We start from the raw sequence: 21350 nt of genomic DNA, 5'->3' as shown, positions 1-21350 counted from the left end.
ACTTCGGATTTCAGGGTCTGCTTTTCCTGATATGGGCGATGCCCAGAGGAATTGCCAGTATTTTACGCGCCGTCAGTATTCCCGGTCATCGATATCCCGGGCGAGGACCTCCCGTTTGCCCACATGGTTGGCGGAGCTGATCACCCCTTCTTTTTCCATCTGGTCGATGATCCGCGCGGCGCGGTTATAACCGATCTGAAGGTGACGCTGGACAAAGCTGGTGGAGGCCTTGCGCTCCCGGCAGACCAGCTCGACGGCCCGGTCATAAAGCTCGTCGCCGGAGCCACCGCCTGCACCGCCGCCCATCATCCCGTCAAACTCGCCCTGATCCTCTTCCGTGACTTCCTGCTTGTAATCGGGTTCGCCCTGTGATTTCAGGAAGCTGACCACCTGTTCCACCTCTTCGTCGGAAACGAAGGGGCCATGCACACGCTGCACACGCCCTGCGCCCGGCATGTACAGCATGTCACCTTGCCCGAGAAGCTGTTCGGCGCCCTGTTCACCCAGTACCGTCCGGCTGTCGATCTTGGACGTTACCTGAAAGCTGATACGGGTCGGGAAGTTGGCCTTGATGGTACCGGTGATCACGTCAACGGATGGACGCTGCGTCGCCATGACCACATGCAGGCCGGCGGCACGCGCCATCTGGGCGAGGCGCTGGACAGCGACCTCGATATCCTTGCCCGCAACCATCATCAGATCGGCCATTTCATCGACGATAATGACGATCATGGGCAGGGGCTCCGTATCAAGCGCCCGTTCTTCGAACACAGGTTCGCCCGACGCTGAATCAAATCCGGTCTGCACGGTCCGTTTGAGCACTTCGCCCTTTTTCTGTGCTTCGCGGATACGCTGGTTATAGCCATCAACATTGCGCACGCCAAGCTCGGCCATCTTGCGATAGCGGTCTTCCATTTCCTTGACCGCCCATTTAAGCGCCACCACGGCCTTGCCGGGTTCGGTCACGACCGGGGCCAGCAGATGCGGGATACCGTCATAGACGGACAGCTCCAGCATTTTCGGATCAATCATGATGAAGCGGCATTCTTCGGGCGATAGGCGGTAAAGCAGGGACAGGATCATGGTATTGACGGCGACCGATTTACCGGAGCCGGTCGTCCCCGCAATCAGCAGATGCGGCATCCGGGCAAGGTCGGCCACCACCAGATCGCCGCCGATATCCTTGCCAAGGGCCAGCGTCAGCTTTGAATTGGTGCTCTCATAGGCGGCGGCGGACAGCAGTTCACGCAAGAATACGGTTTCGCGCCGCTGGTTTGGAAGCTCGATTCCGATGGCGTTGCGGCCGGGGATAACGGCAATACGGGTTGAAATCGCACTCATGGAGCGGGCGATATCATCGGCAAGACCAATAACGCGGGAACTTTTCAGGCCCGGCGCGGGCTCCAGTTCATACAGGGTCACAACCGGGCCGGGCCGGACACGGCTGATCTCCCCCTTGATCCCGTAATCATCCAGTACCGATTCCAGCAGCCGCGCATTCTTGGAAAGCGCCTCTTCGCTCACCGGTTTGGAGACAAGCTTTGCATCGGGCAGGGCGAGAAGATCGAGGGGAGGAAGCTGGTATTCCCCGGCGGGACCAAGGTCGAGCGCGGGCTGCTTTTCGGCGGCGACCCGTTTGCCGACGGCCGTTGCCGTCTTGCGTTGTTCAATCTGCGGTTCCGGCGTTTTGCGGACTTCAGGTTTTTTCTCTTTCTTGAGCAAGGATTTCTTCTTGCGCGGCGCTGGTTCCGGCCTGTCGTCGTTACTGAACTCCCTGGTCTCCCGGCGACGCTCGCCGAGCTGGCGAAGATAGGCGGGAACGGCCAGAAATGTGCGGAATATGCGGGCGATGGTGCCGCCGATGGTTCGCCATTCCCGGGGGGAAACGCCAAAGGAGACCAGCAGGAGGCCCACTGTCAGCAGCAGCAGGATCGGCCCCAGTATGGCCGGATGGAGGGTAACGCCGATTTTCTGCCCAGTAACAATAATGGAGTTGAAAATCACGTCGCCGACAATGCCGCCATAACCGGCATTGAGCGGCCAAGCGTCAGAGACAGGAAGAGCGGCAAGTGTGGCGGAAGTCAGGCACAGGCCGAAAGGCAGCACCGCAAGATGTATCCAGCCCCAGCGCAAGCCCCGATGAGATATGACCCGCCAGGACCAGGCGATAAGCCCGAGAATGAGCGCGATAGATCCAAAGCCAAGGGTCTGCAACAGCAGATCGGCGAGATGCGCCCCGGCGCTGCCCAACAGATTGCTCGGCGGAGTGGAGGTGGCGTGATTGAAGTTCGGATCGCCAGCGGAGTAGGTGACCAGCGCAAGGGTGCAGACCAGCGCCAGCAGCAGCAGGACAAATCCGCCCAGTTCAACAAGCCGTCGGTGTAAAAAATCCACACTTCCGCTGGGTAATATAGATACTGATTTGGAGCTTTTGGATTTAGACATCATACGGATATTCTATAAGCTATCGGCCAGCCTAGTTAAAGCCTCTTTGCTGCTTTCGGGCGTTGCGACAAGTGCAACACGGATGTAGGGGTCTCCCGGATTGATGCCGTCGGCTCCGGCTACGCTTAAATAACGGCCGGGCAGGACGCGGATGGCGGCCTTGGTCCACAGGCGTTTTGCCGCCTCGACCCCGTCGCCGACATTGAGCCACAGGAAGAACCCGCCTTCAGGCCGGTAAAATCCGAAGCGGGAGCCAAAGATTTCCTCCGCCATATCGAATTTCTGGTGATAGAGCGCGCGGTTTTCCGCAACATGTGTATCGTCATTCCAGAGGGCGGCCGCGGCCGCACAGACCGGAAGCGGGGAGGCGGCGCCGGCAAAGCTGCGCAGATGTAAAAAAGTCTTGATCAGGGATGCTTCGCCAACGCAGAACCCGGAGCGCAAGCCCGCGGCGCTGGACCGTTTGGAGAGCGAATGAAACGCCATGACATGGTCAAGCGTTCCGCCTTCCTCGCGGCAGATTTCAAGAATACCGGTGGGGGGCGTTGTGTCGTAAATTTCCGAATAGCACTCATCAACGATCAGCATGAAATTATGCTTGCGGGCAAGGGAGAGGGCTTTCCTGAGATACTCGGCACTGGCGACAGTTCCTTGCGGGTTTGACGGGTTGCACAAATAAAAGGCAGAGGTTCGATTGAGCAGCGCCGGGTCCAGTGCGTCAAGGTCCGGAAAGAAATGGGTCTCCGCACCGGCCGGAAGGAATACCGGTTCTGCCCCGGCCATGATCGCGGCGGCATGATAGACATGGTAATAAGGCGTCGGCAACAGGATTGCGGGCTTGGTCGCGCCGGTCGCGGCCCGCTCGGTAATCACGGAGGCGATCATATAGAGCGCTTCCTTGGTGCCATTGACGGGAGCGATATTCCGGTCCGGATCGACCATATCTTCCGGCAGGGCATAGCGGCGGCGCAGCCAGCCCGCTATCGCCGCGCGTAAGTCGGCGGTGCCTTCAATGGGCGGATATTTGCCGTACAGATGCTCATTGGCCCGGAGTGCGTCGATCATCAGTTGCGGCGGTTTGTGCTGCGGCTCTCCGATGGTCAGCAGAACCGGCTCCAGTCCGGGCGCAGGGGGAAGCGGGTCAAGCAGACTGCGCAGGGCGCCAAATGGTGAGCCGCGCAAATGGGACAGTTCGGAATTGATCATATGCCCTGAATACCGGTAGCAAAGGGATAATTGGCCCCCGAATTTAGGGGAAGAGCCAAAGGGATACAAGCGGCTTGGCAGGGGGATAAGAAAAAGCCCGAATTCCGGTGATCCTGAGATCGGAAATTCGGGCTTTGCTGTCGGGTTGCCTGCGCGGACGGTGATCCCCGCAGGCCGTTTCAGATCGGGTTACATGCTCTTGGAGCCCTGACCGAATTCCGGATAGGCTTCAAGGCCGAGTTCTGCCTTGTCGAGGCCGTTGACCTCATCCTCTTCGCTCGCCCGGATGCCGATCGTGTACTTCAGAAGCAGCCAGAAGATCGAGCTGAGGACGATAACGAAGATACCAACAGCGATGATACCGGTCAGCTGGGTGACCAGCGTCGCGTCCGCATCGGAGAAGGTGACCGCAATCGTGCCCCAGATGCCGCACAGAAGATGGGCGGGAATGGCGCCGACAACATCGTCGATTTTCAGCTTGTCGAGCAGCGGAACGGCAAGAACGACGATCACACCGCCAGCAGCACCGATCAGGATCGCCATGCCGATCGTCGGATCAGCCGGTTCTGCGGTGATGGAGACAAGACCGCCGATGGCGCCGTTGAGGGCCAGCGTCAGATCGACCTTTTTGTATAGGATCTGCGTGACGATCATCGCGGCAACGACACCGCCTGCGGCCGCCATATTGGTATTGGCGAAAACATTGGCCATTTCGATGGCTGCCGCCGCCGAGCCAAGAGCCAGCACGGAGCCGCCATTGAAGCCGAACCAGCCGAGCCACAGAACGAATGTGCCAAGCGTGGCGAGAGGGAGATTGGCGCCCGGGATCGGGTTGACCCGGCCATCCGCGGTATATTTGCCCTTACGCGCGCCGAGGATGATAGCGCCGGTCAGAGCCGCCCAGCCGCCGACGGAATGCACAATTGTGGAACCGGCATAGTCGGAGAAGCCCATTTCAGAGAGCCAGCCGCCGCCCCATGTCCAGGAACCCTGGATCGGATAGATGATCAGCGTCAGCAGGACGACAAAGGCCAGGAAAGACCACAGCTTCGTCCGTTCGGCCAGCGTTCCGGAAACGATGGAGGCTGCCGTCGCCACGAACACCATCTGGAAGAACCAGTCGGAGGAAGCGGAGTAGCCGTCGCTGGCGAAGGTGCCTGCAAGTGCTTCGGCGTCATCCGGGCTCCAGAAGGGGCTGAAAGAGCCGATGAAGCCGCTGACATCCATATACATGAGGTTATAACCGACCAGATAGAAGGTAATACCGGCAATGGCGTAAAGGGCGATATTCTTGAGGCAGATCGTCGCCGTATTCTTGGAGCGGACCAGCCCGCTTTCCAACATGGCGAAGCCGGCCGCCATCCACATGACGAGCGCGCCATTGATAAGGAAGGAGAAGGTATTCAGAACATAGGCTGTTTCTGTTTCAACCTCCGCAAAGGCCGGAGCGGCACCGATCAGTGCAAAGATCGCTGCGGTTGTTGCGGTTGTTTTCATTAATGTTGATTTACGCATCGATAATCTCCTAGAGCGCGTCTGCGTCGGTTTCGCCCGTACGGATACGGACCACATTTTTCAGATCGAAAACAAAGATTTTCCCGTCGCCGATTTGACCGGTCTTGGCGGCGCCTGTGATGGCTTCGACCACCCGTTCCGCCAACTCGTCCTTGACGGCAACCTCGATTTTTATTTTGGGGAGAAAGGAGATGGCATATTCCGCGCCGCGGTATATCTCCGTATGTCCTTTCTGACGGCCATAGCCCTTTACTTCTGTTGCCGTCAGCCCGTCGACACCGATGGATGTCAGGGCGTCGCGCACTTCATCCAGTTTGAAGGGCTTTATTACAGCCATAACCAGCTTCATGATGCTCACCTCTTCGACTTATTTTGACCGGGACGAAATACCCGATTTCAGATCTTGTTCTTCAAGACCCGTGCCAGAAGAGGGCTGGAGATATTTTTCTTTTATTATCAGAAGGTTAAAATTTTAGGGAGCTTGCGCACTGTGCAGATGCAATATTTAATTGCACAAATTTTAATCAAAATGGCAAAGATGCATAAATTTTAGACATTCAGGGGAGTGAGGGCCATTTCAGCAGCAGCGGAAAGGCGCAGAAGCTTACCTTCGGCATTGCCGGGCGCCATGAGCATCAGGCCAACGGGCAGCCCCTGATCCTTACCGCAGGGCAGGGTGATGGCGCAAAGCCGCAGCAGGTTGGCAAGCCGGGTTAGGCTGATCGACATCAGCGAGGCGCGCAGGAAAGCATCAATATCTTCAAGGAGCGGGGCAATCGCGGGGGGATGCTCCGGCTGTGTCGGGCCGACGACCAGATCAAATCCCGCCGTTTGCGTGAGATACTCTTGCGTCAGCCGCTCCATGCCACGATAAAGCGCGGCGGCGTCGATGGCGGAAAATTTTTCGGCGGCCAGAATACGTTCGGCAATCGGGCCGTACATGTCTCCCGGTTTTGCGCGGATCAGGTCGCGATACATCATGCAGGCTTCAATGGCCGCCGGTGTGCCGTGCCGCGAAGACAGGGCAATAACGTCGTCAAAAGCCGGGATTGCGCCGTCCGTCACCTCTGCGCCCGCCGCTTCAAGCAGCGCAAGAGCATCGCCGATCCGGGCCGTGATGGCGGGATCGGCAAGGTCATCGAACTGGCTGGTGGCGCGCAGGATTTTGACGCCTTGCAGGGACGCGCCGCTCAGATCCGCAGCGGGCGTGCCGGAGAGAATGCTGTAAAGCAGGCTGGCATCCGCAACATCGCGCGTGAGGGGGCCGATGCTGTCCTGCGTATAGGAAAGCGGGACGGCACCGTCCAGCGAGATGCGCCCGAAGGTGGGCTTAAACCCCGTCAGGCCGCACCAGGCGGAGGGTATTCTGACGGACCCGGCCGTATCCGAGCCGATCGCGGCGGGCGCAAGGCCAAGGGCAACTGACAGTGCGGCCCCTGCCGACGAGCCACCCGTTACTCTTTCCGTCTTGCGGTCGTAAGGGTTGGGCGCAATGCCAGTCCAGGGATTGAGGCCAAGGCCGGAAAAGGCAACGTCCGGCATGCTGGTTTTACCAAGGCAGACTAGCCCGGCGCGGGTGGCCCGCGTCAGGCAGGCGGCATCCGTATCGGGCGTGCGTCCCTGAAGCAGCTTCGTACCCGCTTCCGTCGCCACGCCCGCCGTATCGAACAGATCTTTCCATGAAAGGGGCACACCATCCAGCGGGCTCAGCCGCTCTTTACGCCGGGCGCGAAGTGCGGCGGCTTTCGCCTCACCCATCGCCCGTTCTTCCGTCAGGCGTACAAAGATTTTCGCATCCGGGTCGGTGGTTTTGATCCGGTCCAGAAAATATTGCGCAAGATCAGTTGGATCAATCGATCCATCCTCTATAAGATGGCCCAGATCAAGGGCCGTCATCTCATGCCAGGGCTTTGTCATGACATGAGATTAGGACTATATCCACTTTGTGGCAAGACGGACCTGGAAGAATTCATCTGGTGGTGGAGAGAATGGCAAAGCAACATATTGATGCGGATATCCTGGTTGTTGGCGGCGGGCTGAACGGCCTTCCCTTCGCCATCGCGGTTGCGGCAGCGGGTTTGAAAGTGGTGGTTCTGGAGCGCGAAGAACCGTCGCATCTTCTCGACGCAGAATTTGACGGGCGTGTTTCCGCCATTGCTCATGCCTCGCGTAACCTGCTGCGGGCCGCCGGTGTCTGGGACTATGTACGCAAAAAAGAGCCCATGCTCGATATCCGCATCACGGATGGCCCGTCAAAATGCTTTCTGCATTATGACCATCGGCAGCTTGGGGATGAGCCGTTCGGCCATATGGTCGAAAACCGGCATTTGCGGGAGGCGCTGTACAGGCGGGCGGGCGAAATTCCGACGCTGACAGTCATGGCGCCTGCGGAATACGAAGAGGTGATCCGCGGTTCTTCCGGCGTGACGGCGCGGCTTGTGGGCGGCGGGACAGTGCGGGCGCGGCTGCTTGTGGCGGCAGATGGGCGGAATTCACCGCTGCGCCAGTCGGCGGGGATCAAAACAGTCGGCTGGTCCTATGATCAGATGGGGATTGTCTGCACCGTGGCCCATGAAATTCCCCATCACGGGGTTGCACAGGAACGGTTCCTGAAACCGGGTCCTTTTGCCATTCTGCCGATGACGGGTAATCGTTCCTCCCTCGTCTGGACAGAACCAACGGAGCGGGCGAAAGTGATCATGGCGCTGCCGGAGGCTGAATTCCAGCGGGAGATGGCCAAGCGCTTTGGCGACTATCTCGGCGCGCTGAAAGTAGTCGGCCCGCGCTGGAGCTATCCGCTCACCCTGCATCAGTCGGAAAGCTATGTGGCGGAGCGGCTGGCGCTGATCGGCGATGCGGCCCATGGCATGCATCCGATTGCGGGACAGGGACTTAACCTTGGCCTGCGTGATGTGGCGGCACTGGCGGAGGTGGTGATCGACGCCGCGCGGCTCGGTCAGGATATCGGCGGCGCGATGCCGCTGGAGGATTACCAGCGTTGGCGGCGCTTTGACAGCATCACCCTGCTGGCCATTACGGACGGGCTCAACCGGCTTTTCACCAATGACGTCGCTCCGGTTCGCCTGGCGCGGGACATTGGCCTTGCCGCCGTCAATAAAATGCCGCGGCTGAAAGGCTTTTTCATGGAACATGCGCGCGGCACGGTTGGCAAGATGCCGCGCCTGCTGCGGGGAGAGGCGCTCTAACGCGTGCGCGGCCCGTTACGGATCGCGGCTGAGGCCCGCCTTTTCAAGGTTGTCGAGATACCCCTGCCAGAGGCTGTCCTGTTTCAGGCCAAGTTCATAAAGATAGGCCCATGAGAACAGGCCGGTGTCATGCAGATCGTCGAATTTCAGGCGGATGGCGTAATTGCCGACCGGCTCCAGCCCCATGATGCCGACATGCCGCCGTCCGGCGACTATCTGCTTCTGACTGGCGCCGTGCCCCTGCACCTCGGCGGACGGGCTTTCAACCCTGAGCAATTCGGCGGGAAGATGAAAGCTGTTGCCATCTTCAAAAGTGATGATCAGCGTTTTCTCCTGCTGTTTCAGACGGACTTCCGTTGGTTTGGGCCGCCCGGCCCGGTCGTAGATTTCACCGCTCATTTTTCGCTCAATGGATCCAGTTCGCGCGCTTCATCTACCAGCATGATGGGAATGCCATTGCGAATGGGATAGGCGAGCCCCGCGGTTTTGCTGATCAATTCATTGTTCTCGCGGTCAAAGACAAGCGGCCCTTTGCTCAGCGGGCAGACGAGAATTTCGAGAAGTTTCGGATCAACGGCCGGTGCTTTGGTGTCGGTCATGGAGGTTTCTTTCAAACGGGGATTACTGCAACGTTCGGTGGGTTTCCACCTGCTGTATCATCATATGCAGAAGGCTGATCAGCAATTCGGCCCTGATGCAGACATCCTGGGCTTCAAGCAGCGCCTGCTTTTCCACCGGCGAGAAAGGACAAATCATGCAGAGGGAATTGATCAGGCTGTCATCTTCGAGACTGTCAAGCGTCTGCCAGTCGCTGGCGCCGTCCTCGAATTCAAGAAAATGTTGCAGGGCATCATGCAGCGCCTGACGGTTGACATGGTTGCCCTGAAGGGGTTCCATATCGTGACGGAATTTTTCGTATGCGGCATTGACCTGTCGATAGGGCGTTGTGACATCAAGCTCTTCAATCACTTCAAAGCGGCATAACCCTTCCAGGGTAATGCGCAGCATGCCGTTCGGAAGCTGGCCGTATTCGCAGATTTTTCCCGCGCAGCCGATGCGGAATATCTCCGGTTCCATCAGCCGGGAGTTTGGATCACGCGGCTGGACCATGCCAATCAGGCGGTGCGTCGCCATGGCGTCCTGCACCATGGCGAGGTAGCGGGGTTCGAAAATATTGAGAGGCAGGTGGGCGTTACTGAGCAGGAGCGCGCCGGTCAGCGGGAAGATCGGCAAAACCGGAGGGAGCTCTTCAAGCCCCGTATTCGCGCCCGTATCGGTCATGAGAACAAAAGCGATGAAAGCCGTCGGCGGAGACTTTTGGTCAGCGGGTTCGCGGGACCGATCAGGTCCAGCAGCTTGAGCAACTCCTGCCGTCCCGCCGCCTCGTTCCAGTCACGGTCGCGGCGAATGATGTCAAGAAACTCTTCGCCGCCCGCCTCATAATTGCCATGCCCGACGAGGGCGCGGCCATATTGCAGACGCGCATCGAGGTCATTGGGGTTTTCTTCGACCCGCTGGCGGAGCGGTTCCAGCTCACCGGCATTTGCAGCATTTTCCGCCATGGAAATGGCGGCGAGAGCCGCGCTCACGGCAGGTGCGAATTTCTGGTTATCGGCAATGGTCTCCATCAGACTTTTTGCTGCGTCGATTTCACCGAGTTTGACATAAACCCGTGCAAGCTGGGCTTTTGCCTCGACATTATCCGGCTCCAGCTCAAGAATTTTCGCAAAAGCGGTCAGCGCCACATCCGTCTCGCCCGCCTCAAGCGCGGCGCTTCCGGCAGCAAAAGCCTGCTCAACAGGAGACGGGCCAATGGGGCCCGCATGCCGTTCGACAAATTCTTTCACCTTGCTTTCCGGCAGAGCGCCCATGAAGCCGTCAACGGGCCGTCCATCCTTGAAGGCGAAAACGGCCGGAATGGACTGGACCTGCAAACTTTGGGCAATCTGCGGATGCTGATCAATGTCGATCTTGACCAGCGAGGCAGCGCCTTTGGCGCCCTTCACCACTTTTTCGATAATCGGACCAAGCTGTTTGCAGGGGCCGCACCAGGGGGCCCAGAGATCCACAAGAACAAGCCGTTCCTTGCTGGCTTCCACCACATCCTGCATGAAGGTCTGTGTCGAGCCGTCCTTGATCAAATTGTCGCCCGTACCGGCGCTCTCGCTAATCAGAGTTTCCATCAGTCCTGTTTACCAAATCCGTTCTTATTGCAATAGGAGCGCGCCCTCAGGCAAGCCGATGCCGCATCATGGGATAGCACCATCCGGCGGTTTTGTTAAGTGGTCCTGTGGATGATTTAGGCCGGGGGGAGTAACAGTCAAGATGCACCGGAAAATCAGTCTCTCTCCGGAAGCGCAAGGACCCTTGGTTGATGTCCGCAGGCCCGGATGAACGCATCGAGATCGGCAGGGGTGATCCGGGTCGTCATGCTGTTGATCAGGGGATGATAATTGAGATGCTCACAGGCCATCATTTTCTCCTCAAGCACCACCTTCACAGCCTGTCCGGTGTCATTGATCAGCGCAAACGGCGTGACGGAGCCCGGCTCGACACCAAGGGTGTCATAGAGCAGCTCGGGCTTGCCAAAGCTGAGGTTCTTCGCCCCGACCAGCGGTCGGAAAGCTTTCAAATCGACGGCGGTTTCCTGCAGGCAGACGACGAGATAGAGATCGCCATTCCTGTCCTTCAGAAACAGGTTCTTGCAATGGCCGCCGGGGATATGTCCGGTATGCTCCTGCGCTTCCTCGACGGTGAAGACCGGCACATGGTGATATGTTTCATGGATGATTCCAAGTGCGTCCAGTCTGGCGAGCAGATCTTCGGGTGTTGCAGGCATTTTTCCGTTCCTTATGTATTTCCATGCATGCGGGAAATTAACGGCTCTTCAAGGAGGTTAAAATAAAGAAATGGCAAAAGCGGGAATTTTCGAAAAACACGCTTGCAATCGGGGACTAATTACGTATTATCCCGCCTCGCAACTGATGTTGCCGCTCGAGCGGGCGTAGCTCAGGGGTAGAGCATAACCTTGCCAAGGTTAGGGTCGGGCGTTCGAATCGCCTCGCCCGCTCCATTATTTCAAAAGGCCCTGCCAGAGATGGCGGGGCTTTTTTGATTTTACCGTTTCTCCAGAAATCGGAAAACGCCGGTGGCGTTGAAGATGATCTTCTCGCCGACCCAGGCCTCCGCCTCGACGAAGGCGAAGCCGTCGGCAGCGCTGGTCTGGCGCGCCGTGCCTTCCAGCCAGTCACCGATGTCGGCCGCCGCGCAGATATTGCAGTTGAGGTTGACGGTGACAGCCATTGCCGTATTGGCCCGCGCGACGGCGGTCGCCAGTAGACCATCGGCAAAGGCGGTCATCATGCCGCCATGCAGGCGTCCGCGTGAATTGCTGTGTCGTTCCGTAATAAACAGGCCATGCCAGAAACGGTCTCCATCGATCTTGTGAAAGACAGGGCCGTTATGCAGGGAGAAGGGGCCGCGGTGCAGGCTGCGGACAAAGCCGTCGGGCGGCGGGCGCGTATCGGTTTCGAGGGTCATCGCGAGGGGCAGCCTTCCTTCTGTGATGTCTGTCCATATCGGGGAAGGATCATCTTATAATGAAAGAGCCGGGATCGTAAGCCTCTCTGTCCGGGATTTGCGTTTAATCAATGCTGCGCCGCTTGTTTCCGGCTTGAATATGCATAGGTGTAAAAAATAGACGAATGTTATGGATCAATGAGGATATTGCCATGTCACATGTCCCCCATGAACTAGCCGAGGAATTTCCCGACGCGAAAGATCGGATTAGTTCCTTGACGCAATCTGATGCGCATTTTGCAAAGCTGACGGAGGAGTATCATTCGGTAAATCGCGAGATTCACCGCATCGAAACCAAGGTTGACCCCGCCGATGAGGGATATGAAAAGCAGCTCCGCCGTCAACGGCTCGCCTTGAAGGATGAGATCAGCAGCTATCTCGACTAACAGGTGGGGCTGCGCAGTAATGGACGGCTTGGGGCTTGCTTTCGCCCTTTCTTTCGGTTAACCGGAACGCATGATCAGGATCAACGGACATATTACCCTGGATGACAGCGAAATCACGGAAAGCTTTATCCGTGCGTCCGGTCCGGGCGGGCAGAATGTCAACAAGGTTGAAACGGCCGTGCAACTCCGTTTCGATGCCGGGCGGAGTCCCAATCTGACCCCCGCGATATTTGCCCGGCTGAAGAAGCTGGCCGGGCAACGCATGACAAAGGAGGGCGTGCTTGTCCTGACGGCGGACGAGTTCCGCTCTCAGGATCGCAATCGCAAGGCCGCACTGGAACGGCTTGTCCTGCTGATCCGGCAGGCGGCCATCGCCCCCAAATTCCGCAGGCCGACCAAGCCGACATATTCATCTAAACTCCGGCGCTTGCAGACAAAACAGCGGCGCGGTGTGATCAAGAAAGCCCGCGGCAAGGTGGCGCTTGACTGACTGACGGGCGGATCATCGCTGGAATGGTCTTCAGCTTGGGGATGCTTTCCCACTGGACGGGCGGTTGATGATGTATAATCCCCGCCATTTCGTTTCAATATAGGCAAGCAGCGTATAAATAAAGGTCAGGACCCCGAGCATTTCCATGGATTCTTCGGTGCCGGAAATCAGAAAATATTTGCCGTTGAACCGGGAAAAATCATATGTGGCACTTTCCCGGAAATATGATTGATCCACATAAAGCGCGCCGAGAACCTCCATTCCCAAAGCGCCGCCGACATAAAGCGCAGCGGCGATAAAAATCAGGAGACAGGTTTTTCTTGGCTGGGAAAGAACGAAGCGCAAATAGACGGCGGCGATAACGAGGGCGAAGCCGCCATAGGCAATCACCCAGATGTAATTATCCGCCTTTGAATTCTCATGCTGCCCGAAAAGCGCCCAATAGACATCGATCACCTTCTCATGCACCTTTGAGCTTTCATCTATGGCGAGAAACAGAAACAGCAACGCGAGAGCCAGCCAGTATTTATACTCTCCATTTTTGTCCTGCCGGTGAAAGGCAAAAATAACGAACAGCAGAATTGAGGAGAAGAGCAGCATGGACGCCGAGAAAAAGGTCGACAGATTCTCTTCATCATCCAGATTTATATAATCGAAGATGACATCATTATGATAGCCGAAGCGGAAAGCCATAATAACTGAGAAGAAATGGCCGAAAACCAATAAAGCGAGAATGCCGAAGAGAAAAGCCGTGGTTACTTTTGCATCAATACGAATGTTCATTTTGTACTTTCGATATGTCGCAGGCGGCCCGGCTCCTTCCAGGGCGTGCTGCCAATCGCGTAAAATCTGTAATTCAACTTAAACCGGGATATATTGCAAATTGTTTAATGAATGACGGCGGGGCATTTTCTCTATCACGCAGAGGTTTTATTGTCACGCAAGATATGCTCTTTCTTTCTCCCCGGTGTTTCATTGCGACGGATCTGACCGGGCGAAGGATTCCCCGATTACGGCCCTTGTTTGCCCCTTAGATGCCCGATAAAGCGCCACAAATGTTTCACGTGAAGCATTGGCGTGTCGTTGAGCAGGGAGAAGAAAACCGAAAATGCACATAAAATAGACAAAATATACTGCATTTGATGGAGTTTGCGGATAAATGATTAAAAATAAGGCATTTCAGAGTGCTGACAACCTCCAAAAATTTCGCAGAATTTTATCTTGGCTCTGAAAAAATCATTTAAATCATAGCCTTAAAATAGATCGTCGCGTGGACACCGACTTCTGGCATGGCCTTTGCTCTTGTTGATGCACTGCAAAATAACAATGGGCTTATGGAGGCAACATCAAATGTTAGGACTACGCAAAGTCGCAGGTGTGTTTACGGGCGCTGCCATGTTGGCAACAAGCGCTCTCGGTCTGGGCACGGCTCAGGCGGCCGATGACGTGATCAAGGTCGGGGTCTTGCATTCCCTGACCGGCACGATGGCAATTTCGGAAACCACGTTGAAGGACGCCGTCCTCATGATGGTTGACGATCTGAACAAGAATGGCGGGCTGTTGGGCAAGAAGGTAGAGGCGGTTGTCGTTGATCCGGCGTCCAACTGGCCGCTGTTTGCGGAAAAGGCGCGTGAACTCATCGAAGTTAGTGATGTTGACGTGGTTTTCGGATGCTGGACATCCGTATCGCGTAAATCCGTTCTGCCGGTTTTTGAGGAGTTGAACAGTCTGCTCTTCTATCCGGTGCAGTATGAAGGCGAGGAAAGCTCCCGCAATGTGTTCTACACGGGCGCCGCGCCGAACCAGCAGGCAATCCCGGCGGTTGAGTATCTGATGAGTGAAGAGGGCGGCAGCGTTGAGCGATGGGTGCTCGCCGGTACCGATTATGTCTATCCGCGCACTACGAACAAGATCCTGGAAGCCTTCCTGAAATCTAAGGGTGTTGCCGAAGAGGATATCATGATCAGCTATACGCCCTTCGGACATTCCGATTGGCAGACGATTGTTTCCGATATCAAGAAGTTCGGCTCTGAAGGCAAGAAAACCGCCGTGGTTTCCACCATCAACGGTGACGCCAACGTGCCTTTCTACAAGGAACTCGGGAACCAGGGCATCGATGCCGCCGACATACCGGTTGTTGCCTTCTCCGTTGGTGAAGAAGAGCTGGCCGGTCTTGATACCACCCCCCTCGTTGGTCATCTTGCCGCCTGGAACTACTTCATGAGCATTGAAAGCGAAGAAAACGACGCCTTCATCAAGCAATGGAAAGCCTTCATCGGCGATGACAAGCGGGTTACCAACGATCCGATGGAAGCCACCTATCTTGGTTTCAAGATGTGGACGCAGGCTGTCAAGCAGGCAGGCACTACCGATGTGGATGCGGTGCGTCAGGCCATGTATGGCCAGAAGGTCAAGAACCTGACCGGCGGCACGGCTGTCATGAATACCAACCATCACCTGTCGAAGCCGGTTCTGATTGGTGAAATTCAGGATAACGGCCAGATCGAAACGGTCTGGCGGACGGACGATGTTGTCGTGGGCGACGCCTGGAGCGATTACATCCCCGAAAGCGCGAAGCTGATTGCCGACTGGACCTATCCCTATGTCTGCGGCGGCTGCGAAAAACCGATGTACTGATCGAGAGCGAATAAGCGGGAGAGGCGGTTCCTGACCGCCCTCCTTCACCTTTCACCTATACAAGCATCCGGTACCCCCATGCGGATTATACTCAAAACCATCATTGCGGCCTTTTTCTGTCTTTTGGCAGGTCAGGCAACCGCGCAGGCGGATCTGGCGGATGCCGCAAAGGGTCTGCTGTCAAAAAGCTACAGTGATAAAATTCAGGCGACGGAAGCGATTGCCGCCTCTGGCGATAAAAGGTCGGTGCGCCTGCTCGAAATACTCTTGAGTGGCGATCTTTATGCTCTCGAAGCAGATGACCGGCTGGTTTTCCTAGTCAAAGATGGAGACCGGCAAATAGCAAGTGATGCGGTAACGGGCGAGGAGATTGGCCCGATTGAACGCACCGAAATATCAAAAATTCGAATTAATAACCGGATGCGCGGTTTGATCAAGGATCTGCTGGGGCGGTTGACGCTTTTGAATGAGGATCCCGCGCTCCGCATAAATGCCGCCAATGCGATCTTCAAAAGCAGGCCGGCCGAGATGGTCGCGCCGCTCACGGAGGCGCTTGCGATGGAAACGGACGAGAAAGTGGCGGCCGTCATGCGCCGGGCGCTCGCGGCTCTCAACTTTGCCCATGGGGAAACGCCGGATGTTCAGGCCGACGCTCTCGTCATTCTTGGCGAGCAGCCCGATCCCGAAGTCAGATCCATGCTCAGTGCCGAGTTGAACAGGCTGGCGGCAGCTGAAAACCCGTCCTCCGAAAATCAGGCGCTTGCTGCCAAAGTACGTCAGGCTCTCGACAAGGTGGAAGAACGTCTCGCCATGCTGGGCCTTGTCGAAAATGTTTTCCAGGGTATCTCTCTCGGCTCGGTCCTGCTGCTCGCGGCGATCGGGCTTGCCATCACTTTCGGTGTTATGGGTGTGATTAACATGGCGCATGGCGAAATGGTCATGATTGGTGCCTATACCACATATATGGTGCAGGAGCTGTGCCGCAATTTCGCACCGGACATGTTGACTTACTCGCTGATTGCGGCGGTGCCGCTTGCCTTCATCGTTGCCGGTCTTGCCGGGATGGCGATTGAACGCAGCGTGATCCGTTTTCTTTATGGGCGGCCGCTTGAAACCCTGCTCGCCACCTGGGGCATAAGCCTGATCCTGCAACAGTTCGTACGGACAGTTTTTGGCCCGACCAACAAGGAGGTCTCGTCTCCTGACTGGTTAAGCGGGGCTTGGGAAATCACGGGCGGCCTGGCCCTTACCTACAATCGCATTGCCATTATCCTGTTCGCGGCGGCCGTTTTGCTGATGCTGATGCTGGTCCTGCGCAAGACGGCTTTTGGACTGGAGATGCGGGCTGTGACGCAGAACCGGAAAATGGCCTCCTCGATGGGGATCCGCACTGGCTGGGTCGATGCCATGACCTTCGGGCTTGGCTCCGGTGTTGCCGGCATGGCAGGCGTGGCCCTCAGCCAGATCGACAATGTGAGCCCCAACCTTGGCCAATCCTATATCGTCGACAGTTTCATGGTCGTGGTCTTTGGCGGCGTGGGGAACCTGTGGGGCACGCTCGTCGGTGCGCTCAGCCTCGGGATCACCAACAAGTTTCTCGAACCCTATACGGGGGCGGTGCTGGCCAAGATATGCATCCTTATCTTTATCATTCTGTTTATTCAAAAGCGTCCGCGGGGCCTGTTCGCCCTCAAAGGCCGCGCTGTGGAGAACTGAGCCATGGCGGATGTAATAGGCAGATCACAACAAGGCCCGTTTGTTTCCCTCATGACGGGCCTTCCGGGCGGCGGCAAGACGTTTTTGGGGATTCTTCTTGTTGCCGCCCTCTTCGTTCCCTTGAGCAATACCTTCCTTCCCCCGGACTCGCCCTTTCATGTGCCGACGTATATGGTCAGCCTGCTGGGTAAGTATCTGTGCTATGCGCTGCTGGCGCTCAGCGTCGATCTCATCTGGGGCTATGCGGGTATTCTCAGCCTTGGTCACGGCGCCTTCTTCGCGCTCGGCGGATATGCCATGGGCATGTATCTGATGCGCCAGATTGGCGACAGAGGGGTCTATGGCAATCCGCTCCTGCCCGATTTCATGGTGTTCCTCAACTGGACGGAGCTTCCCTGGTACTGGCACGGATTTGACATGTTCCCCTTTGCCATGCTGATGGTCATTGTCGTACCGGGGTTGCTGGCTTTTGTGTTTGGATGGTTCGCGTTCCGATCGCGGGTGACGGGGGTGTACCTCTCCATCATCACGCAGGCGATGACCTATGCGCTGCTGCTCGCCTTTTTCCGCAACGATATGGGGTTTGGCGGTAATAACGGCCTGACGGACTTCAAGGACCTGCTGGGTTTTGATTTACAGGCAACGAGTACGCGGCTTGGCCTGTTCGTGGCGTCGATCGTTGCGCTGGCTTTCGGCTATCTTGTCTGTTGCTTCATTACGCAGTCCCGGCTCGGCCGTGTCCTGATCGCCATTCGAGATGCGGAGAGCCGGACGCGTTTTTCCGGCTACCGGGTGGAATATTACAAGCTGTTTGTTTTTGTGGTCTCGGCCGTTCTCGCCGGGATCGCCGGGGCGCTCTATGTGCCGCAGGTGGGGATTATCAACCCCTCCGAATTCTCCCCCGCCAATTCCATCGAGGTGGTGATCTGGGTGGCCGTCGGCGGCCGCGGCACATTATGGGGGGCGGTTCTGGGCGCCTTCATTGTCAATTGGGGCAAGAGCTATTTTACCGGCACCTTTCCCGAGGCCTGGCTCTATATGCTGGGCGGATTATTCGTTTTCACGACGCTGTTCCTGCCGAAGGGCATCGTTGGAACTGCCGGAATATGGATGGATAAATTCAGGGCGGTGCGACAGAGCAAAATGGATATCGGATCGCCCGCATCGGTAAGAGAAGAATGATGGCAGCACAAATGAATGAGCGTAAAATTCAGGAAGTCAGCTCAATCCTGTATCTCGATGGCGTCAGCGTCAGCTTTGATGGCTTCAAGGCCCTCAACAACCTCAGCTTTGTCATCGAGCCCGGCGAAATGCGGGCCATTATCGGGCCCAATGGCGCAGGCAAGACAACGATGATGGATGTGATCACAGGCAAAACCAAGCCGGATACGGGGGAGGTCTTTTTCAAAGGCGATATTGATCTCACAAAACATGACGAGGCGTTTATCGCCAATCTCGGCATTGGCCGGAAATTCCAGAAGCCGACGGTTTTTGAAAGCCAGACGGTCTTTCACAATCTTGAACTTTCTTTGAAAGGCGACAAGGGTGTGAGGCGCACCCTGTTCGCGGCGCTCACCGATGCGGAGGTCGCGCGAATTATGGAGGTTCTCAAGATTATCCGTCTCACGGACAAGGTTAATAATCTGGCGGGCAGCCTGTCCCATGGCCAGAAGCAGTGGCTGGAAATCGGTATGCTGCTGATGCAGGACCCTGATTTGCTGCTGGTCGATGAACCGGTTGCGGGGATGACCGATGCGGAAACGGAGCAGACGGCCATCCTGCTGCGCGAGATTTCAGCGAATCATTCGGTTGTCGTGGTTGAGCATGACATGGAGTTCGTCCGCGCCCTCAACTCGCGGGTGACGGTGCTGCACGAAGGGTCGGTTCTTGCCGAAGGCAGCCTTGAAGCCGTGCAGAACAACTCACGGGTTATCGAAGTTTATCTGGGGCGTTAAGAATGCTGGAAGTTGAAAATATTGATCTGCATTACGGGGCCAGCCAGGCTCTGCGTCATGTGTCCCTCACCGTCAAGCGCGGAGAGGTCACGTCGCTGCTCGGTCGCAATGGTGTTGGCAAGACCAGCACACTCCGCGCCATTGTCGGTCAGCATCCGGTCACGGGCGGTAAAATCATTTGGGATGGCAAGGATATCACCAGTATGACTTCCCATCAGCGGGCGCGGGAAGGCATTGCCGTTATCCCGCAGGGGAGGGAAATCTTTCCGCTGCTCACGGTTCATGAGAATCTCAAAACCGGGTTTTCCGCTCTTCCCCGCGCGGAAAGATTCATTCCGTCGGAAATATTCGATTTGTTTCCGATCCTCAAAGACATGCTGAAACGGAGGGGGGGCGACCTGTCCGGTGGGCAGCAACAGCAGCTGGCCATCGGCCGGGCGCTGGTCATGCGTCCGAAGCTGCTTGTTCTCGATGAACCGACGGAAGGAATTCAGCCCTCGATCATTAAAGATATCGGCAAGGTCATAGAATTGCTGCGCGATCGTGGAGATATGGCTATTCTGCTGGTGGAACAATATTTCGAGTTCGCCCGTGACCTGGCCGACAGCTTTGCCGTCATGGATCGCGGTGAAGTCATGCTGGCGGGCGCGAAGAGGGATATGCTGGAAAGTGACGTTCGAAAATACCTTACGGTCTGATACAGATCCGTCCGACAGGCCGGGCGCGTCGATATTAGCCGCCCCTGCTGCGCTGGCCCGATCGGAAGGCCGGGTAGAGGTGAGGTTCAGGGAACGCAATTCGGTTTCTTCGCTTGCTCATCTTTATCAGCGTGGCTGCGGACGGGTCCGCTTCCCGGCCGTCGAAAATCCGGATTATCCCGAAGCCGTCCTGATCAACACGGCAGGGGGTTTGACAGGCGGCGATCATATGGCGTTTGATATTTCGCTGGAGGCGGGGGCACGGTTGACCGTTTCCGGCCAGGCGGCGGAGCGAATATATCGTTCCATTGGCACCACGGCGATCATCGAGGCGGAGATGACGGTTGCCGACGGCGCGACGCTGGAATGGCTGCCGCAGGAGACCATCCTGTTCGATCAAAGCCGCTTTAAACGGATCAATACTGTCTATCTGGAAAAAGGCAGCCGCTTTCTGGCGCTGGAAGCAACCCTCTTCGGACGGACGGCGCATGGGGAGACGATCTGTTCGGCCAGCATCCGGGATGGCTGGCGTATCCATCATGACGGTGCATTGATCTGGTATGATAATTTCATGCTGGAGGGTGACATCCAGGCGAAGACGCGGCATCCGGCCCTGCTCGATGGGGCGAGGGGGATGGCGACAGTGCTTCTCGTCGATGATATGGCGGAGCTGTATCTGGAAACGGCACGGGCGGCAGCCCGCAACTGTGGTGTCCGGGCGGCGGTGACATGCCGTGGGTGCCTGCTTATTATGCGCCTGATCGCCACTAATGGATATGATTTGCGAAAGGCGCTGGTCGGAATACTCATTGAACTGCGGCGGGCCTTGCCCGGACATCCGGCAATGCTGCCGAAAGTATGGGAAAACATGTGACAGGGGTGGATGATGCAATTGACACCAAGGGAAAAGGATAAATTGATGGTTTCGCTGGCGGCAATGGTCGCGCGCGAGAGGCTGGCGCGTGGGGTCAGGCTGAATTATCCAGAAGCCATTGCCTTGATTACCGACTTTGTGGTCGAGGGCGCGCGGGATGGCAAATCAGTTGCCACCTTGATGAGTGAGGGGGGCACTGTGGTGACCCGCGATCAGGTGATGGACGGGATTGCCGACATGATCCATGACGTACAGGTCGAAGCCACTTTTCCCGATGGCACCAAACTGGTGACCGTCCACGCCCCCATTCGATAGGATGCGCAGCATGAAGCCAGGAGAGATTATTCCCGCCAAGGGTGACATTGAACTCAACGCCGGACGTCAGTCCATGACACTGACAGTTGCCAATACGGGCGATCGGCCGATACAGGTCGGCAGCCATTTTCATTTCGCCGAAGTCAACAATGCGCTTGACTTCGACCGTTCGGCAGCACGGGGATTTCGCCTCGACATTCCATCTGGAACGGCCATTCGTTTTGAACCGGGGCAAACACGGGATGTGAAACTGGTCGCGCTGTCCGGCTCGCGGACAATCTATGGGTTTAATCAGGCCGTGATGGGCCCGTTGGACAAGGGGGAATAA

The 21350-nt window shown here is 56.9% G+C and carries 23 protein-coding genes and 1 tRNA gene; 12 read left to right on the top strand and 12 right to left on the bottom strand.

Annotated features, from left to right (window positions below; translation table 11 throughout):
* Positions 1 to 72 precede the first annotated feature (72 nt).
* The 5 genes from CMN55_RS07705 to CMN55_RS07685 form a co-directional block, all read right to left on the bottom strand.
* Positions 73 to 2445 carry a DNA translocase FtsK gene (locus tag CMN55_RS07705; RefSeq protein WP_459253653.1) on the bottom strand — a complete coding sequence of 791 codons (2373 nt, stop codon included), beginning with the start codon at positions 2443 to 2445 and terminating at the stop codon, positions 73 to 75.
* Between the two features lie 12 nt (positions 2446 to 2457).
* Positions 2458 to 3651 carry an aminotransferase class I/II-fold pyridoxal phosphate-dependent enzyme gene (locus tag CMN55_RS07700; protein WP_293949095.1) on the bottom strand — a complete coding sequence of 398 codons (1194 nt, stop codon included), beginning with the start codon at positions 3649 to 3651 and terminating at the stop codon, positions 2458 to 2460.
* Positions 3652 to 3840: 189 nt separating this feature from the next.
* On the bottom strand, positions 3841 to 5166 hold the full coding sequence (locus CMN55_RS07695) for an ammonium transporter family protein (protein WP_293949093.1): 1326 nt from the start codon (positions 5164 to 5166) through the stop codon (positions 3841 to 3843).
* Positions 5167 to 5176: 10 nt separating this feature from the next.
* Entirely contained in the window at positions 5177 to 5515 is a 339-nt protein-coding gene (locus tag CMN55_RS07690; protein ID WP_293949091.1) for a P-II family nitrogen regulator, read from the bottom strand.
* Positions 5516 to 5715: 200 nt separating this feature from the next.
* The gene (locus CMN55_RS07685; protein WP_293949089.1) at positions 5716 to 7083 is read right to left on the bottom strand and encodes an amidase; all 1368 of its coding nucleotides are present in this window, start codon (positions 7081 to 7083) and stop codon (positions 5716 to 5718) included.
* A gap of 71 nt (positions 7084 to 7154) precedes the next feature.
* On the opposite strand from CMN55_RS07685, the gene CMN55_RS07680 reads away from it, so the two are divergent.
* On the top strand, positions 7155 to 8372 hold the full coding sequence (locus CMN55_RS07680; protein ID WP_293949087.1) for a UbiH/UbiF/VisC/COQ6 family ubiquinone biosynthesis hydroxylase: 1218 nt from the start codon (positions 7155 to 7157) through the stop codon (positions 8370 to 8372).
* A gap of 15 nt (positions 8373 to 8387) precedes the next feature.
* Here the strand turns inward: CMN55_RS07680 and CMN55_RS07675 are convergent, their stop codons facing one another.
* The 5 genes from CMN55_RS07675 to CMN55_RS07655 all read right to left on the bottom strand — a co-directional run bounded on the left by CMN55_RS07675 (position 8388) and on the right by CMN55_RS07655 (position 11211).
* A complete protein-coding gene (locus CMN55_RS07675; RefSeq protein WP_293949086.1) occupies positions 8388 to 8771 on the bottom strand; it encodes a gamma-butyrobetaine hydroxylase family protein in 384 nt (127 codons plus the stop codon).
* Positions 8768 to 8971, bottom strand: a complete 204-nt coding sequence (locus CMN55_RS07670) for a Trm112 family protein (RefSeq protein WP_293949084.1) — start codon at positions 8969 to 8971, stop codon at positions 8768 to 8770. Before CMN55_RS07670 ends, CMN55_RS07675 begins: the two co-directional genes overlap by 4 nt.
* 22 nt (positions 8972 to 8993) lie before the next feature.
* On the bottom strand, positions 8994 to 9653 hold the full coding sequence (locus CMN55_RS07665) for an LON peptidase substrate-binding domain-containing protein (RefSeq protein WP_293949082.1): 660 nt from the start codon (positions 9651 to 9653) through the stop codon (positions 8994 to 8996).
* Positions 9650 to 10555, bottom strand: coding sequence for a thioredoxin (trxA, locus tag CMN55_RS07660; protein ID WP_293949081.1), 906 nt, complete (start codon positions 10553 to 10555; stop codon positions 9650 to 9652). The genes CMN55_RS07665 and trxA overlap by 4 nt, the downstream gene beginning before the upstream one ends.
* 155 nt (positions 10556 to 10710) lie before the next feature.
* Positions 10711 to 11211 carry a prolyl-tRNA synthetase associated domain-containing protein gene (locus CMN55_RS07655; RefSeq protein WP_293949080.1) on the bottom strand — a complete coding sequence of 167 codons (501 nt, stop codon included), beginning with the start codon at positions 11209 to 11211 and terminating at the stop codon, positions 10711 to 10713.
* Positions 11212 to 11370: 159 nt separating this feature from the next.
* On the opposite strand from CMN55_RS07655, the gene CMN55_RS07650 reads away from it, so the two are divergent.
* Positions 11371 to 11445: transfer RNA gene (locus CMN55_RS07650), tRNA-Gly, on the top strand.
* Positions 11446 to 11489: 44 nt separating this feature from the next.
* On the opposite strand, the gene CMN55_RS07645 is transcribed toward CMN55_RS07650, so the two are convergent.
* Positions 11490 to 11912 (bottom strand): PaaI family thioesterase, encoded by a 423-nt coding sequence (locus CMN55_RS07645; RefSeq protein ID WP_293949078.1) that lies wholly within the window; start codon positions 11910 to 11912, stop codon positions 11490 to 11492.
* 191 nt (positions 11913 to 12103) lie between these two features.
* Between CMN55_RS07645 and CMN55_RS07640 the strand changes: the two genes are divergently transcribed.
* Both CMN55_RS07640 and arfB read left to right on the top strand, forming a co-directional pair.
* Positions 12104 to 12337: a YdcH family protein gene (locus CMN55_RS07640; protein WP_293949076.1), complete on the top strand. Its 234-nt coding sequence runs from the start codon at positions 12104 to 12106 to the stop codon at positions 12335 to 12337.
* A 70-nt stretch (positions 12338 to 12407) separates the two neighbouring features.
* Complete coding sequence (gene arfB, locus CMN55_RS07635) at positions 12408 to 12827, top strand: alternative ribosome rescue aminoacyl-tRNA hydrolase ArfB (RefSeq protein WP_293949074.1); 420 nt, start codon at positions 12408 to 12410, stop codon at positions 12825 to 12827.
* Positions 12828 to 12857: 30 nt separating this feature from the next.
* Here the strand turns inward: arfB and CMN55_RS07630 are convergent, their stop codons facing one another.
* Positions 12858 to 13610: a hypothetical protein gene (locus CMN55_RS07630; RefSeq protein WP_293949072.1), complete on the bottom strand. Its 753-nt coding sequence runs from the start codon at positions 13608 to 13610 to the stop codon at positions 12858 to 12860.
* 612 nt (positions 13611 to 14222) lie between these two features.
* Here CMN55_RS07630 and urtA point away from each other — a divergent pair.
* The 8 genes from urtA to CMN55_RS07590 all read left to right on the top strand — a co-directional run bounded on the left by urtA (position 14223) and on the right by CMN55_RS07590 (position 21350).
* Positions 14223 to 15464 (top strand): urea ABC transporter substrate-binding protein, encoded by a 1242-nt coding sequence (gene urtA, locus CMN55_RS07625; protein WP_293949070.1) that lies wholly within the window; start codon positions 14223 to 14225, stop codon positions 15462 to 15464.
* A gap of 78 nt (positions 15465 to 15542) precedes the next feature.
* Positions 15543 to 17180, top strand: a complete 1638-nt coding sequence (urtB, locus tag CMN55_RS07620) for an urea ABC transporter permease subunit UrtB (protein WP_293949068.1) — start codon at positions 15543 to 15545, stop codon at positions 17178 to 17180.
* Positions 17181 to 17231: 51 nt separating this feature from the next.
* On the top strand, positions 17232 to 18362 hold the full coding sequence (urtC, locus tag CMN55_RS07615; RefSeq protein WP_366932008.1) for an urea ABC transporter permease subunit UrtC: 1131 nt from the start codon (positions 17232 to 17234) through the stop codon (positions 18360 to 18362).
* Positions 18363 to 18373: 11 nt separating this feature from the next.
* Positions 18374 to 19135 carry an urea ABC transporter ATP-binding protein UrtD gene (gene urtD / locus CMN55_RS07610; RefSeq protein ID WP_459253652.1) on the top strand — a complete coding sequence of 254 codons (762 nt, stop codon included), beginning with the start codon at positions 18374 to 18376 and terminating at the stop codon, positions 19133 to 19135.
* A 2-nt stretch (positions 19136 to 19137) separates the two neighbouring features.
* The gene (gene urtE, locus CMN55_RS07605) at positions 19138 to 19833 is read left to right on the top strand and encodes an urea ABC transporter ATP-binding subunit UrtE (protein WP_293949062.1); all 696 of its coding nucleotides are present in this window, start codon (positions 19138 to 19140) and stop codon (positions 19831 to 19833) included.
* The gene (locus tag CMN55_RS07600) at positions 19805 to 20707 is read left to right on the top strand and encodes an urease accessory protein UreD (protein ID WP_293949060.1); all 903 of its coding nucleotides are present in this window, start codon (positions 19805 to 19807) and stop codon (positions 20705 to 20707) included. Before urtE ends, CMN55_RS07600 begins: the two co-directional genes overlap by 29 nt.
* Positions 20708 to 20719: 12 nt before the next feature.
* Positions 20720 to 21022: an urease subunit gamma gene (locus CMN55_RS07595; RefSeq protein ID WP_293949639.1), complete on the top strand. Its 303-nt coding sequence runs from the start codon at positions 20720 to 20722 to the stop codon at positions 21020 to 21022.
* 10 nt (positions 21023 to 21032) lie between these two features.
* Complete coding sequence (locus tag CMN55_RS07590) at positions 21033 to 21350, top strand: urease subunit beta (RefSeq protein ID WP_293949059.1); 318 nt, start codon at positions 21033 to 21035, stop codon at positions 21348 to 21350.

This window comes from Sneathiella sp. (assembly GCF_002694385.1).
Lineage (GTDB): Bacteria > Pseudomonadota > Alphaproteobacteria > Sneathiellales > Sneathiellaceae > Sneathiella.
The sequence above is the reverse complement of the archived record's forward strand: the minus strand, read 5'-3'. Positions and strand labels throughout refer to the sequence as shown.

Excerpts from the sequence above, each read along its gene's own strand:
- CMN55_RS07700 (WP_293949095.1), bottom strand. The coding sequence starts at position 3,651 with ATGATCAATTCCGAACTGTCCCATTTGCGCGGCTCACCATTTGGCGCC.
- urtB (WP_293949068.1), top strand. The coding sequence starts at position 15,543 with ATGCGGATTATACTCAAAACCATCATTGCGGCCTTTTTCTGTCTTTTG.
- CMN55_RS07645 (WP_293949078.1), bottom strand. The coding sequence starts at position 11,912 with ATGACCCTCGAAACCGATACGCGCCCGCCGCCCGACGGCTTTGTCCGC.
- CMN55_RS07670 (WP_293949084.1), bottom strand. The coding sequence starts at position 8,971 with ATGACCGACACCAAAGCACCGGCCGTTGATCCGAAACTTCTCGAAATT.
- CMN55_RS07705 (WP_459253653.1), bottom strand. The coding sequence starts at position 2,445 with ATGTCTAAATCCAAAAGCTCCAAATCAGTATCTATATTACCCAGCGGA.
- CMN55_RS07665 (WP_293949082.1), bottom strand. The coding sequence starts at position 9,653 with ATGACCGATACGGGCGCGAATACGGGGCTTGAAGAGCTCCCTCCGGTT.
- CMN55_RS07680 (WP_293949087.1), top strand. The coding sequence starts at position 7,155 with ATGGCAAAGCAACATATTGATGCGGATATCCTGGTTGTTGGCGGCGGG.
- CMN55_RS07595 (WP_293949639.1), top strand. The coding sequence starts at position 20,720 with ATGCAATTGACACCAAGGGAAAAGGATAAATTGATGGTTTCGCTGGCG.
- urtD (WP_459253652.1), top strand. The coding sequence starts at position 18,374 with ATGAATGAGCGTAAAATTCAGGAAGTCAGCTCAATCCTGTATCTCGAT.
- CMN55_RS07690 (WP_293949091.1), bottom strand. The coding sequence starts at position 5,515 with ATGAAGCTGGTTATGGCTGTAATAAAGCCCTTCAAACTGGATGAAGTG.
- urtA (WP_293949070.1), top strand. The coding sequence starts at position 14,223 with ATGTTGGCAACAAGCGCTCTCGGTCTGGGCACGGCTCAGGCGGCCGAT.
- arfB (WP_293949074.1), top strand. The coding sequence starts at position 12,408 with ATGATCAGGATCAACGGACATATTACCCTGGATGACAGCGAAATCACG.
- urtC (WP_366932008.1), top strand. The coding sequence starts at position 17,232 with ATGACGGGCCTTCCGGGCGGCGGCAAGACGTTTTTGGGGATTCTTCTT.
- urtE (WP_293949062.1), top strand. The coding sequence starts at position 19,138 with ATGCTGGAAGTTGAAAATATTGATCTGCATTACGGGGCCAGCCAGGCT.
- CMN55_RS07590 (WP_293949059.1), top strand. The coding sequence starts at position 21,033 with ATGAAGCCAGGAGAGATTATTCCCGCCAAGGGTGACATTGAACTCAAC.
- CMN55_RS07655 (WP_293949080.1), bottom strand. The coding sequence starts at position 11,211 with ATGCCTGCAACACCCGAAGATCTGCTCGCCAGACTGGACGCACTTGGA.
- trxA (WP_293949081.1), bottom strand. The coding sequence starts at position 10,555 with ATGGAAACTCTGATTAGCGAGAGCGCCGGTACGGGCGACAATTTGATC.
- CMN55_RS07675 (WP_293949086.1), bottom strand. The coding sequence starts at position 8,771 with ATGAGCGGTGAAATCTACGACCGGGCCGGGCGGCCCAAACCAACGGAA.
- CMN55_RS07685 (WP_293949089.1), bottom strand. The coding sequence starts at position 7,083 with ATGACAAAGCCCTGGCATGAGATGACGGCCCTTGATCTGGGCCATCTT.
- CMN55_RS07695 (WP_293949093.1), bottom strand. The coding sequence starts at position 5,166 with ATGCGTAAATCAACATTAATGAAAACAACCGCAACAACCGCAGCGATC.
- CMN55_RS07630 (WP_293949072.1), bottom strand. The coding sequence starts at position 13,610 with ATGAACATTCGTATTGATGCAAAAGTAACCACGGCTTTTCTCTTCGGC.
- CMN55_RS07640 (WP_293949076.1), top strand. The coding sequence starts at position 12,104 with ATGTCACATGTCCCCCATGAACTAGCCGAGGAATTTCCCGACGCGAAA.